The sequence below is a fragment of the Acinetobacter sp. FDAARGOS_558 genome, assembly GCF_003937785.1.
Taxonomy (GTDB): Bacteria; Pseudomonadota; Gammaproteobacteria; order Pseudomonadales; family Moraxellaceae; genus Acinetobacter; species Acinetobacter baumannii.
In genome coordinates this window covers 2,966,728-2,979,754 of sequence record NZ_RKJH01000001.1, presented here as the reverse complement: position 1 = coordinate 2,979,754, position 13,027 = coordinate 2,966,728, and the positions used below count along the sequence as shown (strand labels likewise).

The window sequence follows — 13,027 nt, the reverse complement described above, 5'->3', positions numbered from 1 at the left end:
TATTAAAGCTATTTTGCACTGTCACTCAGTTCTTGAGCCAATTCTTGGCTACGTTTCTGTGCAGCAGCTAATGCAGATTGAATATTTTGAGAGATTTGTGCACGATCAAAAACTTCAAGTGCAGCTTGGGTTGTACCATTCGGTGACGTCACATTTTTACGCAGCTCAGACGGAGTATTTGAACTCGTAATTGCCATTTGAGCTGCACCTAATGCTGTTTGAAGAGTTAAAGCAGTTGCAACTTTTTCATCCAAACCTAAATTTTTACCTGCACGAATCATACTTTCCATGAGGTAGAAGAAATAAGCTGGGCCTGAACCTGAAACTGCCGTTACCGCATCAATTTGAGCTTCGGAGTTTACCCAAATTGTTAAACCAGTTGCTGCTAAAATCTGACTCGTTAATTCACGGTCCGAGGCACCAACCACATCAGTCGCGTAAATACCATGAGCACCAGTTTGAACTAATGCAGGTGTATTTGGCATAACTCGCACAATACGTTCACTATCAATCAAATTTGATATTGTCTTAATTTCCGCACCGGCAATAATCGAAATAACCAATTTATCCGATAATAAACCTTTTAACGGACGTAGAACATTTGCCAGCACTTGTGGTTTTACAGCAAGAACAACTACATCGGCATTCTGGATAGCAGCCGTATTATCTTGAGTTACATGAACTTCTTTTTCTTGCAATAGTTGACGAATTTGTTCGACAGGATCTGAAACGGTAATACGTGTTGGTGGTAATCCTCTTGAAATGAGCCCGCCAATTAATGCTTGGGCCATATTACCACCACCAATAAAACAGATATTACAATTCACTGCTGTTGCCATAACTATATTCGCCATTTACCAGATTACAAGAATGAGAAATTAAATCTGGTTGCCACCCTCCTTCCTCACAATATGGAGACTGAGCCAACCAAAATCCTTTCGGTGTAAAAACCCCAAGCATAACATTATCTAAGACTAATATTTGAATTGTATGACGAAGCCAAGGCAAAATATGTGCTTCTTGAATTGCTTTTTTTAAAGGCCATTGCCCAACACGACCATATAGGTGAATCTTTTCCCCACCTTGACGTCGAATGATTTTTAATTTTTTATTCAATAAAGAATGACTTAAACCAATTTTTTTACACTCAACATGGAATAGTCCAGCTGCGCCCTGCCATCTTTCTTCTAATTTAAATGAATGCTCTAGTTCAGCATCAACCGGATTTAAAGTTTCAGCGAAATAAATCTGTTTACTCAACCTATAGAGTATATTTTGATAACGGACATAGTAAAACTGGTTCCAATGTAAAGCGGCTTGAGCATCTGACTTAGACTCAATAACTTCTGCTCTTAGCCGTTCGACCATTTCAAATGCAGGTCGATATTGCCCTTGGCCTTTCATCCACGCAGAAAGTAACTGGCGCTGCCGCGCAAAAGATAACTCGGATAATTTCGTTAAATCTAAATAGTCAGCTGAACCAGAATATTGCCAATCATCTTTAAGAACTTCTTCTAAAATTTCAGAAGCATCTTGCATCAGATAACTGGTTCGGCTCAAAGCTTGCTGCATTTTTGGAAAACGGCTTGTTAAAAATGGCCACAGTGCTTCACGACACCACACCCTATCGTAATGGTTGTCATAGTTCATTGGATCGTCAATATATTTAACTTCAAGCTGAGCAGTCCATAAGGCGATTTGCTCACGTGTTAAATCCAAAAAGGGGCGCCAAATTGTCATATCTTTACGGTAATCAATAGCCTGCATCGCAGCAAGTCCATCTACTCCCGCACCTGACAATAATCGCAAAATAACTGTTTCTGCCTGATCTTGTTGATGATGAGCAAGCAACAGAATTTCATTTTCTTGTAAATGTTGCTGATATGCTTGATAACGTGCTTGACGTGCTTGAGCTTCCAGATTGCCGTTTGCGATCTGAACTTTTTGAATAATATAAGGAATATTTAATATTGTTGCCTGTGTGGCAACCACTTCCGCCCACTCTGCACTTTGATCTTGCAGTTGATGATCAATATAAATTGCTCGGATCTTTTGAGGGAAAATTTGAGCCATTAAATGTAGCAGTAGCATTGAATCCATGCCACCACTACATCCAATAAGAAAAGAACTTTTTTCAGAGAACTCTTGAGCTTGCTTTAAGACGCCACGCCTAAATTTTCGCTGCCAAACTTCATTAAACGTTGATAACGTGCTTCGCATCGTTCATTTGCATCCATTGGTAGCAATTCATCCAAAGCCTGCTTTAAAACTACTTTTAAGTTTTGCATCACACGCTCAGGATCTAAATGCGCACCTTCACCTTCATCTACTACATATTCAACAATACCTAGCGATTGTAGTTTATCTGCTGTTAAACCTAAAGCTTCACTCGCTTGAGCTGCTTTCTCAGCAGTTTTCCACAAAATAGATGCACAGCCTTCAGGCGAAATCACAGAATAAATACTATGTGACAACATAATTACTCTGTCAGCAACACCAATACCTAAAGCACCACCAGAACCGCCTTCACCAAGTACTGTTGCGATTACAGGCACTTTTAGACTTGAAAGTTGAGCAAGGCTAGTAGCAATTGCTTCTGCCTGACCACGTTCTTCAGCACCAACACCCGGATATGCACCCATAGTATCAATAAAGGTAAAAACTGGTAGATTGAAACGCTCAGCCATATCTAAAAGACGCTGAGATTTACGGTAACCTTCTGGGTTACACATACCAAAGTTGTGCTTTAATTTTTCACGGGTACTACGACCACGGTGTTGTCCAATGACCATCACAGGTTGACCGTCAAAACGAGCAAGACCACCTACCATCGCGCCATCGTCACCAAACAAACGATCACCATGCAATGCATCAAACTCTGTAAAGATTTCACCGACATAATCTAGAAACTGCGGACGTTCAGGATGACGTGCAATTTGAACCGTTGTCCACGCTTTGGACTGAGTAGCTTTTTTCATAGGTCGAATATTATCCCTTTAATCGATAAATTTTTCCGACTGAATATTCAATTCAATGTCCCAATGCTTAAACTGCTCTTGCTCATCATGCAAGTCGGCAACTAACAATGGCCATTGTTTGGCATCACCAGAAACACTAAGTTGCCATTGTTGATCATTTATGATGGTCAATTCAATGGCAGGAAGCATCTGATCACTGCGGCTATGGTTGAGTAAAACTGCTAGGCGAAGTAACAAACTTAAATAAACTAATTTATGACCACCAGCCTTTAAAACTTCATTTTTTACATCATTTCGCAATTTACGGCGGTGATGAGCAACCAAATGTGAAAGATGATTTTGGTCAATTTGTGAGAAACCAGGAATATCGGAATGTTGCAATAAATAAGCACCATGACGATGATAGCCACCATGACTAATCGCTAAACCAATTTCATGCAAATATGCTGCACGACGCAGTAAGTCACTGTCTTCACTCGTTAAATTAAGCGGTTTAGCGACACTGTCAAATAAGTGTTGAGCCGTATTTACAACTCGTTCTGCCTGTTTCGGATCGGCGTTATAACGTCCCATTAACGCTTGTACACTACGGTCGCGGATATCCTCATGCTTAAAACGGCCTAACAGGTCATACATGACTCCTTCACGTAATGCACCATCAGAATATGCCAAACGTTCAATTTCTAAAACTTCAAAAACAGCGTACAAAATTGCCAATCCGGCTGGCAAAACTGCTCGTCGGTCTTCTCGAAGTCCTTCAAAATCAATTTCAGAAATATTTTTGAACTTAAGTAACTTATCTTTAAGTTTATGGAGACCTTCACGTGTGACATTTTCTTGCTCGTCACTTAGCCCCATATTCACCATAATCTGGCGGCAAGCTTTAATGGTCCCACTTGAACCTACAACAGTATCCCACCCTTCCATCTTATAAGTGGTGGCGATTGCTGAAAGCTCTTTACGCGCAGCAACAACTGCTTTATCAAATGCTTTTTGTGTGATTTCACCATCGGCAAAATAGGCTTTTGTATAGGCTACACAACCCATTTGTAATGATTCAGTATAAATTGGCTCAAATTCTTCGCCAATAATAAACTCGGTAGATCCACCACCAATGTCAACCACTAAGCGGCGTCCACCATTGGCCATCGTATGTGATACACCAAGATAAATCAGGCGTGCTTCTTCACGGCCTGCAATAATCTCAATAGGTTTGGGTAAAATTTCAGCAGCTTTTTGAATGAACTCATGACCATTTTTAGCCTGACGCAAAGCGTTCGTCGCCACAATTCTTAAACGGTTAGGCTGAACTGAGCCTAAACGCCCAACAAAACGAGCCAAACAGGCTAAACCACGTTGCTGTGCTGCTTCTGTTAAGTTTTTATTTTCATCAAGACCAGCTGCAAGCTGTACTTTTTCTGACATTGAAGCCACTTTTTTAACTTCGCCGTGATCTACCCGTGCAATGGCAAGGTGAAAACTGTTCGACCCCATATCTATGGCAGCAAGTAATTCTTCATCAATCAGAAAGTCAGACATTATTGAACTAAACCCATAACAATTCACGCCTAGAGTAATTCACAAGAATGCAATTGAAAAGCCATTTTCATCAACAATTAATAGCCTTTGATATTTTTCTATTTGTTAAACGATTGTACAAGCCGATGATGAATATCGTGAGCATCCATTAGACAAATTTACTTAAGCCTTGAATAATAGCATCAAACCCTTACATTGAACTAAGTAGCTATGTAATACTGATAGAGATTATCTCCTCCTATAGTGATAGCACTTTTTTCTAAAAATTGGAGCCGTACCATGTCTGCGACTATTGTAAATACAACTGATGATAACTTCCAAGCAGATGTTCTAGATGCTGAAACACCTGTACTTGTTGACTTTTGGGCAGGTTGGTGTGCACCTTGTAAAGCAATTGCACCTGTTCTTGAAGATTTATCAAGTGAATATGCGGGTAAAGTAAAAATCGTTAAAGTTGACGTGACTTCTTGTGAAGAGACGGCAGTGAAATACAATATCCGTAATATTCCTGCTCTATTACTTTTCAAAAATGGTGAAGTAGTAGCTCAGCAAATCGGCGCTGTGCCTCGTTCTAAACTCGTTAGCTTCATTGACGAAAACGTTTAAGACGTAACGTTACAGATGAAAATACGCTATACCTTTATAGCGTATTTTTTTCGGCTATAAATTGACAAATTAGCTGATCTCACTTATATTGCATGCTCAAGAGGCACTGAAGGGAATCGTCTTCTGTCCGGCTTCTTACAAGACACAAACATAAAGATCGCCACTCGGCAACAGAAATTGTTTTTTCACATTTCTCTTCGAAACAGTTAATCAGACTTCTGAATTGTTATTGTGTAAATACAATTGCGATACTCTTTTTTGTATGCGAGCGATTTTTCTTCTTTTTAAACCACACTCTACTCTTTCCTAATTCTGACCCTTATGAACTTAACTGAACTCAAGAAAAAACCAATCGGCGAACTAATTAAAATTGCTGAATTTATGGGCCTTGAAGGTATGGCTCGTAACCGAAAGCAAGATATTATCTTTGCCATCTTGAAACGCCATGCGATGAATGGCGAAGAAATTTTTGGTGACGGCGTTCTTGAAATTCTCTCTGATGGTTTTGGTTTTTTGCGCTCTGCCGCAGGTTCGTATTTAGCTGGTCCGGATGATATTTATGTGAGTCCTTCACAAATCCGACGCTTTAACTTGCGTACAGGTGACACCATCACAGGTACCATTCGTCCACCAAAAGAAGGTGAGCGTTATTTTGCTTTGCTCAAAGTTAATCAAATTAACTATGACACGCCAGAAAATTCACGTAATAAAATCTTATTTGAAAACTTAACTCCACTTTTCCCGACCGAACAACTGGTTATGGAACTTGGTAATGGTACAACAGAAGACTTGACCGCGCGTGTAGTCGATTTAGTTGCACCAATCGGTAAAGGTCAACGTTCTATTATTGTCGCTCCGCCAAAAGCGGGTAAAACAATGTTACTTCAAAACATTGCTCAATCTATTGTGAGAAACAATCCGGAAGTTTTCCTTATTGTTTTATTAATTGATGAGCGCCCAGAAGAAGTAACTGAGATGGAGCGTACCGTACGCGGTGAAGTCGTTGCTTCAACATTTGATGAAGCACCAGCACGTCACGTACAAGTTGCAGAAATGGTCATTGAAAAAGCAAAACGTCTTGTTGAGCACAAAAAGGACGTCGTGATTTTACTTGACTCTATTACACGTTTAGCCCGTGCATACAACACAGTAATTCCTTCATCAGGTAAAGTATTAACTGGTGGTGTGGATGCACATGCTTTAGAACGTCCAAAACGTTTCTTCGGTGCTGCTCGTAATATCGAAGAAGGCGGTTCTTTAACAATCATCTCTACTGCTCTTATTGAGACTGGCAGTAAAATGGATGATGTCATTTACGAAGAGTTTAAAGGTACAGGTAACCAAGAAATTACACTTGATCGCCGTATTGCTGAAAAACGCGTCTTCCCTGCCATGAATATTAAGAAATCTGGCACACGTCGTGAAGAACGTTTAATGGATGAAGATAAATTACGTAAAGTTTGGATTCTCCGCAAACTTCTTCACCCTATGGATGAGTTGGCAGCTATGGAGTTCTTACTTGATCGTATGAAAGAAACCAAAACAAATGATGATTTCTTTGATCAGATGAAACGTAAAGCTTCAACATAATCATATTATTTATTCTAGAAAGGCCGCTCTATTGAGTGGCCTTTTTTTATTTGGTTGACAAGCTTTACACAAAAATACATTTTGCTGATTTTTATGTAAAATTATTTATAAGTTTTTGAAAACAAATATTTTTAATATAAAAAAACCATGTTTTTTAGTAGCTTACTTATACCTTTTCCAATATATCTCAGCTGATTAATTGTTTTTTTCTGTTAAAAAACAGGCTTTTTTCACTCTTTTCCCGATCTTTTTTGACAGCCAACAGTAGTATTTCAACATTTGCAGTGATAGCATAGCGGCAGACCAGTTAGACTGCTCCATGCGTTGTTACCTAGCTACGTTTTAGGAATAATAAAAGCAAAACAGTCCAACTTAGGTTTTTTTAATCTCAAATCTTTTTTGTGAGAGTGATGCCATGTTATTCAAAAAATTCGCTGTTGCTGCTGCTGTTGCTGCTACTTTAGCTTTCGTTGGTTGTTCTAAGAAAGAAGAAGCACCTGCTGCTGCTGCTGCATCTGAAGCTGTAACTGCTGCTTCTGAAGCTACTGCTGCTGCTTCTGAAGCTGCTGTAGCTGTTGACGCTGCTGCTTCTGAAACTGCTGCTGCTGCTTCTGACGTTGCTGCTGCTGCTTCTGACGTTGCTGCTTCTGCTGCACACTAATCTATACTCTAGATTAGCGAAAAAAGAGGACATTTTGTCCTCTTTTTTGATGCCTAAATTTTATATTTACGCATCAAAATAGATTTGATGTATTAATGGCTAAGTATACTTTTCTAATATTAAGAAAAATTTATTCTAGATTTATTTAAAGTCATAAATAAAAAAGCAGATCAATCGATCTGCTCATTTCCAACGCGTTGTCTAAATTTCTGACCCGCTCTGAAGGTAACTACACGGCGTGCAGAAATCGGAATTTCTTCGCCAGTTTTCGGATTACGTCCTGGACGCTCGCGTTTATCTCTAAGCTCGAAATTACCGAAACCAGAAAGCTTAACCTGCTCGCCCGCAATAAGCGCTTGGCTAATTTCGTCAAAGAACAACTCGACCATTTGTTTTGCTTCACGGCGATTTAAGCTGGTTAACTCACTTAAATGATCAGCCATGTCTGCTTTAGTTAATGCTGTCATGAGGCCCTCAATGTCGCTTGATAAGTGTTTTCCAACACTTGGATTATATTGTCCATACCAGATTTAATTTCAGCATCTTCAAGCGTACGTGAAGGATGTTGCCATAATAACGCAAACGCTAATGAGCGTTTACCTTCTTCGACACCCTGCCCCGTATACACATCGAATAACCAAGTAGAGTCTAAAAGCTCTCCACCAGTTTTTTCGATTAACTGCTGAATATCTCTAACATTTATATTATCAGAGATTAAAAGCGCAATATCACGTCTAACCGAAGGAAAACGTGATAATTCTGTAAAATTAGATACATAAGATTGCAAAACGGCAGCCTGATCAAGCTCGGCAACCCAAGTTGTGCTCAAATCTAGTTCGTTTTCTAAAGATGGATGCAAGCGGCCTAGGTAACCAATTGATTGGCCATCAACTAAGATTTCAGCAGATTGCCCTGGATGCAACCATGGACGCTCTGAACGTACATACTCAACTTTGACACGTCCAGCAGCTAAAATCTCTTCTACTTCACCTTTAAAATCGAAGAAATCCATTGGCTGTGGCTTAGCATGCCATGATTCAGGTTCACGAGAACCTACGGCAACTAAAGCCAATGTAGGAATTTGCTTCAGATCCTGAATAGAATTAGCATTTTGATAATCAAAACGCAAACCTAGTTCAAAGAAACGTACACGGCTTTGCTGACGGTTTAAATTATATTGTACACAAGGGATTAAACTCGAAAGCAATGTGCTGCGCATTGCAGCCAAATCACTAGAGATTGGATTTGCCAACATTAACGGACTTACTTGCGGGTTCAATTGCTTTTCAAGTTTTGCATCAGCAAAGCTAAAGCTAATCGCTTCTTGATACCCTAAAGTGACTACCGTTTGACGTAACTGCGCGATTTCAAAACGATCTTGGTACTTAGCAAGTTGAACATCCATACTTGGTAAGCTGATCTGAATATTGTCATAACCATCAATACGTGCAACTTCTTCAATCAAATCTTGATAAATTGCCATATCGTAGCGATGTGATGGTGGAACTATGCTCCATTCACCATCCGCTTGAACAGTGACTTCACAACCTAATCGAGTTAATGCATCTGTAATGAACTCTGCCGCTACTTTGTAACCCAACAACTGGTCTACTTGAGCTTGCTTAAGTTCAATCGCTTCACGTTTCGGAAGTAAATCAGATTTTTCAGCTACAGTAATTGGGCCGAACTCACCACCCGCCAACTCTTGAATAAGCTGAGAAGCACGGTTCATCGCAATTAACGGCAATTCAAAATCTACACCGCGTTCATAACGTTGTGAAGAATCTGTATGTAAGCCAAAGCAGCGAGCACGTCCAGCAATCGCAAGCGGAGCAAAAAATGCACTTTCCAAGAAGATATCAGTCGTATCATCAGTTACGCTTGATGCTAGACCACCCATGATACCAGCGATTGCTAGTGCTTTCTGGTCATCAGCAATAACCATCACATCTTCTTGCAACTCAACTTCTTGATCATTCAAAAGCTGTAACTTTTCTTTCGGCTTAGCTTGGCGAACATGTACAGTCCCTTCGATTTTAGCTAAATCGAAAGCATGCATTGGCTGACCCAATTCCATGAGGACGTAATTCGTTACATCAACTAAAATACTATGAGTACGAATTCCTGAACGTGCTAAAGCCTGTTCCATCCATTCAGGGGTCGCAGCTTTAACATTTACATTTTTAATGACACGTCCTAAGTAGCGTGGAGCACCATCAGTGCTGATGACTACTTTTTTCTCATCAGTGATTGTAGCATCAACCGATTTAATTTCAGGCTCATTCATTTGCAGTTGGTTAATCACTGCAACTTCACGTGCGATACCACGAATACTAAAGCAGTCACCACGGTTTGGTGTAATACTAATATCGATGACATTATCATCAAGTTTTAAGTATTCACGGATGTTTACCCCTACTGGAGCATCATCAGGTAACTCAAGCAAACCATCGATTTTATCTTCAAGATCAATTTCAGAAGCACCGCACAACATGCCTTGTGACTCGACACCACGAAGCTTACCTTTTTTGATTTTAAAATCACCCGGTAATACTGCACCAATAGTTGCCACAGGGGCTTTCATTCCAGCACGAACGTTAGGAGCACCACATACAATTTGTAAAGGCTCACCTGAACCAATATTCACTGTTGTTACACGCAGACGGTCTGCATCAGGGTGCTGCTCAACTGTTAGGACTTCACCAACTACAACGCCAGTAAATGGCTTAGCAACAGGTGCCAGCTCATCTACTTCAAGACCAAGCATAGTCAACTGATCAGATAATGTATCGCTATCAATTGCTGGGTTAACCCATGTGCGTAACCAATTTTCGCTAATCTTCATCTTTATAAAACCTTATTTAATCCTGAAAAATGTTAGGCAAATTGGCGTAAGAAACGCACATCATTTTGATAGAACATACGCAAGTCATTAATGCCATAACGCAACATTGCAAAACGTTCTACCCCTAAACCAAAAGCGAAGCCTTTGTATTTATCAGGATCAATCCCCGCAGCACGCAATACATTTGGATGTACCATGCCACAGCCTAATACTTCTAACCAACGTCCACGCTCATCCATGATATCCACTTCCGCACTAGGCTCTGTGAATGGGAAATATGATGGACGGAAACGTACTTTTAAATCTTTCTCAAAAAATTCATTCAGTAGGTTAATCAATAAACCTTTTAATTCAGCAAAGCTGGTGTTCTCAGCAACGTACAAACCTTCAATTTGATGGAACATTGGCGAATGCGTTTGGTCTGAGTCGCAGCGGTATACACGGCCCGGACATACAATACGAATTGGCGGCTGGCTTGTTTCCATGGTACGAATTTGCACACCAGAAGTATGCGTACGCAACAAATGGTTTGCATCGAAATAGAAAGTATCATGCATAGCACGTGCAGGATGGTGCCCAGGAATATTTAATGCTTCGAAGTTATGATAGTCATCTTCAACTTCTGGTCCTGTAGCAACCGTAAAGCCAGCTTTAGTAAAGAACTGGCAAATACGTTCTTGCACTTGAGTAACAGGATGAACTGTACCAATGCGCTGTCCACGGCCTGGCAAAGTAATATCAATGGTTTCACTTGCTAATTTTTGCGCCAGTGCAGCTTGTTGTAATGCTGTTTGACGTTCAGTTAAAGCGTTATTAATTGTTTCTCGAACAGCATGAATCGCAGCACCTTGTACTTTACGTTCTTCAGGGTCCATTTTCCCTAATGCTTTCGATTGTTCTGCAAGCTGGCTTTTTTTCCCTGTAAATTGCACACGCACCTGATCAAGTGCAACAAGGTCTTGAGCTGCTGCAATGGCAGCAAGCGCTTCTGTGGTCAGGGCTTCCAGTGACATAGTAACTCTCAAAGCAACAAATTTAAAAATATAATAAAACACTGCATTCTAACAGTTTTTCACCGTATTGATGAAGTTTATCCATCATGAAAAATGTATTAGGCAACAAAAAGATAAAACGTATAAAATAATAGCATCGTCAATGAGATCAATTATTATGGCGCTTAATCAGATTTGGAAACAACAACTTACACTTGTGACCTATGGTAACGAATACCTACGTCAGAATTTAAGTTTTAGCCAATGGCGACAACATCATATTTTTGACCAACATAGTTTTCAATTTCGTGACTTAATTTCACAACATTTACTTGCTCAACATTTCCAAGTTTGGTTAGAAGCACTCAAAAAACAAGGGACGACTCAAATCTCTCTTCATCTATCTACTATTTTAAATGAAGAGCAAAACCCGAATAGTAATGTCGAACTTTTACCTTATGCTCATTTTATTGTAAGTCATCAAAACAATAAGAAAATCGCATGGATTTTTGGACATGAGCTTGCCGAATGGTACAGCAGCGATAACGAGTTTGAGCCGCCTCTGACTCAACGCAGCGATTTACGCTTAGAGACTTTCTGGCGTTTTGAATTGAATGAAAAATTATCTAAAAAAGTTGAAGCTGACTTAAAAGCACCTCAATGGGATGAAATTGCAGACTTTATGGAGACTGAGTTATTTCGAAGTAAGTATGCAGCAGGTTTTGAAGAAGCAGAATTTCAGAAAAAATATTTTGATGGGTCAACACATCAAATTTCGTTAGAGCATCAACCAACTCTTGCTCTTATTCCTGAAAGCTACCCAGCAGATTGTGCACATCAACTCCTCTACCGCACTCAGGCCTTATCAGATTATTTAGAGCAGAAAAAACGCACCGCAAATGATCCTTTAGGGGAAGACTTAGACCAAGAACAAATTATTAACTTAAGAAACTTTACCCACAAAACTGACGACCTATTTGCAAAACTTATTGTGAAAGCAGCAAATCACTATCAAACAGCTCAATTAAAACCTGTTGAGAAACCTTCTCCTTTTGATGCAACGAATGAGTCCGCAGCTCATTTAAAAGCGCCTCATCATAAGGCTGGAGGAACAGGTGTAATCAAGCTTATTGTTCTGACAATAATTATTTGTGCTATAGCCTATTATTTTGGTCTTTAACCATTGGAATATATAAAAATGATATATAAAAGATTAGTACTAATATTTATCGCATTATGTTCCATTGCCACATATGCACAACAAGATATTGCAAACCAAGAAAAAAGTTCCGTTAATTTCCCTGTAATAGAATTTACCCTGAGTCAGATTCAACAAGAATTAAAACAATTACAGTCCATTGAAAATCAAGAGCATCCCAAGTATTCAGCCTTAGCTCAACAATGGTCTGAAACTAACTCCATGATTAACGATTTTATATTTTCACCGCTTAATAATAAAACACAATTAATAAAAGAAAATTTTGAATTATTACAAAAGCAATTGAATAAAACAAAAAAGCTTAAACAAGAACTTAATGAAATGCGAATTAGTTTATTAAAAGAAGATAATATAAATCTAGCGCAGTTAGACATTAAAACAGAACAAGGCCTATCATTAAAGAAACTTTATTTAGAACGCAATCAAATATGTATGCAATATTTTCAGAACGAATTAACAAATACTGCTTTAAATACCACCAATATGGACTTAAAACAACAATGCATACAAGCTAATTCTAGAGTACAAGAGCTGTCTACAACACTATCTGAAAAATATAATATTCCTGATAATAAAAAAGACCGCTAAAAAGCGGTC

13 protein-coding genes are annotated in these 13,027 nt (G+C 39.3%); 5 read left to right on the top strand and 8 right to left on the bottom strand.

The genetic code is table 11. The features are described 5' to 3' along the window. Positions 1 to 8: 8 nt before the first annotated feature. Genes proC through ppx form a run of 4 tightly spaced genes read right to left on the bottom strand, consistent with a single transcriptional unit; the run spans position 9 to position 4,517 of the window. Positions 9 to 845, bottom strand: a complete 837-nt coding sequence (gene proC / locus EGT34_RS14300; protein WP_085916948.1) for a pyrroline-5-carboxylate reductase — start codon at positions 843 to 845, stop codon at positions 9 to 11. Continuing rightward, positions 817 to 2,220, bottom strand: a complete 1,404-nt coding sequence (gene tilS / locus EGT34_RS14295; protein WP_071543111.1) for a tRNA lysidine(34) synthetase TilS — start codon at positions 2,218 to 2,220, stop codon at positions 817 to 819. The genes proC and tilS overlap by 29 nt, the downstream gene beginning before the upstream one ends. Beyond that, complete coding sequence (locus EGT34_RS14290; protein ID WP_000710404.1) at positions 2,157 to 2,978, bottom strand: acetyl-CoA carboxylase carboxyltransferase subunit alpha; 822 nt, start codon at positions 2,976 to 2,978, stop codon at positions 2,157 to 2,159. Before EGT34_RS14290 ends, tilS begins: the two co-directional genes overlap by 64 nt. 18 nt (positions 2,979 to 2,996) lie before the next feature. Then, on the bottom strand, positions 2,997 to 4,517 hold the full coding sequence (gene ppx / locus EGT34_RS14285) for an exopolyphosphatase (protein ID WP_001279273.1): 1,521 nt from the start codon (positions 4,515 to 4,517) through the stop codon (positions 2,997 to 2,999). 279 nt (positions 4,518 to 4,796) lie between these two features. Between ppx and trxA the strand changes: the two genes are divergently transcribed. Beyond that, complete coding sequence (gene trxA, locus EGT34_RS14280) at positions 4,797 to 5,123, top strand: thioredoxin (RefSeq protein WP_001276875.1); 327 nt, start codon at positions 4,797 to 4,799, stop codon at positions 5,121 to 5,123. Between the two features lie 321 nt (positions 5,124 to 5,444). Further along, on the top strand, positions 5,445 to 6,713 hold the full coding sequence (rho, locus tag EGT34_RS14275) for a transcription termination factor Rho (RefSeq protein WP_001054522.1): 1,269 nt from the start codon (positions 5,445 to 5,447) through the stop codon (positions 6,711 to 6,713). Positions 6,714 to 6,908: 195 nt separating this feature from the next. Here the strand turns inward: rho and EGT34_RS14270 are convergent, their stop codons facing one another. Continuing rightward, on the bottom strand, positions 6,909 to 7,034 hold the full coding sequence (locus EGT34_RS14270) for a hypothetical protein (RefSeq protein ID WP_002127429.1): 126 nt from the start codon (positions 7,032 to 7,034) through the stop codon (positions 6,909 to 6,911). 94 nt (positions 7,035 to 7,128) lie between these two features. Between EGT34_RS14270 and EGT34_RS14265 the strand changes: the two genes are divergently transcribed. Next, positions 7,129 to 7,374: a hypothetical protein gene (locus tag EGT34_RS14265; RefSeq protein ID WP_000897679.1), complete on the top strand. Its 246-nt coding sequence runs from the start codon at positions 7,129 to 7,131 to the stop codon at positions 7,372 to 7,374. Between the two features lie 170 nt (positions 7,375 to 7,544). Here EGT34_RS14265 and EGT34_RS14260 read toward each other — a convergent pair whose 3' ends face one another. The 3 genes from EGT34_RS14260 to pheS are packed head-to-tail and all read right to left on the bottom strand — an operon-like array spanning position 7,545 to position 11,232. Further along, positions 7,545 to 7,841, bottom strand: coding sequence for an integration host factor subunit alpha (locus EGT34_RS14260; protein WP_000126166.1), 297 nt, complete (start codon positions 7,839 to 7,841; stop codon positions 7,545 to 7,547). Beyond that, positions 7,838 to 10,219 (bottom strand): phenylalanine--tRNA ligase subunit beta, encoded by a 2,382-nt coding sequence (gene pheT, locus EGT34_RS14255; RefSeq protein ID WP_000703082.1) that lies wholly within the window; start codon positions 10,217 to 10,219, stop codon positions 7,838 to 7,840. Before pheT ends, EGT34_RS14260 begins: the two co-directional genes overlap by 4 nt. 32 nt (positions 10,220 to 10,251) lie before the next feature. Further along, positions 10,252 to 11,232 carry a phenylalanine--tRNA ligase subunit alpha gene (pheS, locus tag EGT34_RS14250; protein ID WP_000050952.1) on the bottom strand — a complete coding sequence of 327 codons (981 nt, stop codon included), beginning with the start codon at positions 11,230 to 11,232 and terminating at the stop codon, positions 10,252 to 10,254. A gap of 157 nt (positions 11,233 to 11,389) precedes the next feature. Here pheS and EGT34_RS14245 point away from each other — a divergent pair, with 157 nt between their 5' ends. Together EGT34_RS14245 and EGT34_RS14240 are read left to right on the top strand one after the other, a co-directional pair. Then, positions 11,390 to 12,391: a hypothetical protein gene (locus EGT34_RS14245; protein WP_001207247.1), complete on the top strand. Its 1,002-nt coding sequence runs from the start codon at positions 11,390 to 11,392 to the stop codon at positions 12,389 to 12,391. An 18-nt stretch (positions 12,392 to 12,409) separates the two neighbouring features. Beyond that, positions 12,410 to 13,018 carry a hypothetical protein gene (locus tag EGT34_RS14240; RefSeq protein ID WP_000639560.1) on the top strand — a complete coding sequence of 203 codons (609 nt, stop codon included), beginning with the start codon at positions 12,410 to 12,412 and terminating at the stop codon, positions 13,016 to 13,018. The last annotated feature ends 9 nt before the right edge of the window (positions 13,019 to 13,027 follow it).

Excerpts from the sequence above, each read along its gene's own strand:
- tilS (WP_071543111.1), bottom strand. The coding sequence starts at position 2,220 with ATGCGAAGCACGTTATCAACGTTTAATGAAGTTTGGCAGCGAAAATTT.
- EGT34_RS14290 (WP_000710404.1), bottom strand. The coding sequence starts at position 2,978 with ATGAAAAAAGCTACTCAGTCCAAAGCGTGGACAACGGTTCAAATTGCA.
- ppx (WP_001279273.1), bottom strand. The coding sequence starts at position 4,517 with ATGTCTGACTTTCTGATTGATGAAGAATTACTTGCTGCCATAGATATG.
- trxA (WP_001276875.1), top strand. The coding sequence starts at position 4,797 with ATGTCTGCGACTATTGTAAATACAACTGATGATAACTTCCAAGCAGAT.
- rho (WP_001054522.1), top strand. The coding sequence starts at position 5,445 with ATGAACTTAACTGAACTCAAGAAAAAACCAATCGGCGAACTAATTAAA.
- EGT34_RS14270 (WP_002127429.1), bottom strand. The coding sequence starts at position 7,034 with ATGGAGCAGTCTAACTGGTCTGCCGCTATGCTATCACTGCAAATGTTG.
- EGT34_RS14265 (WP_000897679.1), top strand. The coding sequence starts at position 7,129 with ATGTTATTCAAAAAATTCGCTGTTGCTGCTGCTGTTGCTGCTACTTTA.
- EGT34_RS14260 (WP_000126166.1), bottom strand. The coding sequence starts at position 7,841 with ATGACAGCATTAACTAAAGCAGACATGGCTGATCATTTAAGTGAGTTA.
- pheT (WP_000703082.1), bottom strand. The coding sequence starts at position 10,219 with ATGAAGATTAGCGAAAATTGGTTACGCACATGGGTTAACCCAGCAATT.
- pheS (WP_000050952.1), bottom strand. The coding sequence starts at position 11,232 with ATGTCACTGGAAGCCCTGACCACAGAAGCGCTTGCTGCCATTGCAGCA.
- EGT34_RS14245 (WP_001207247.1), top strand. The coding sequence starts at position 11,390 with ATGGCGCTTAATCAGATTTGGAAACAACAACTTACACTTGTGACCTAT.
- EGT34_RS14240 (WP_000639560.1), top strand. The coding sequence starts at position 12,410 with ATGATATATAAAAGATTAGTACTAATATTTATCGCATTATGTTCCATT.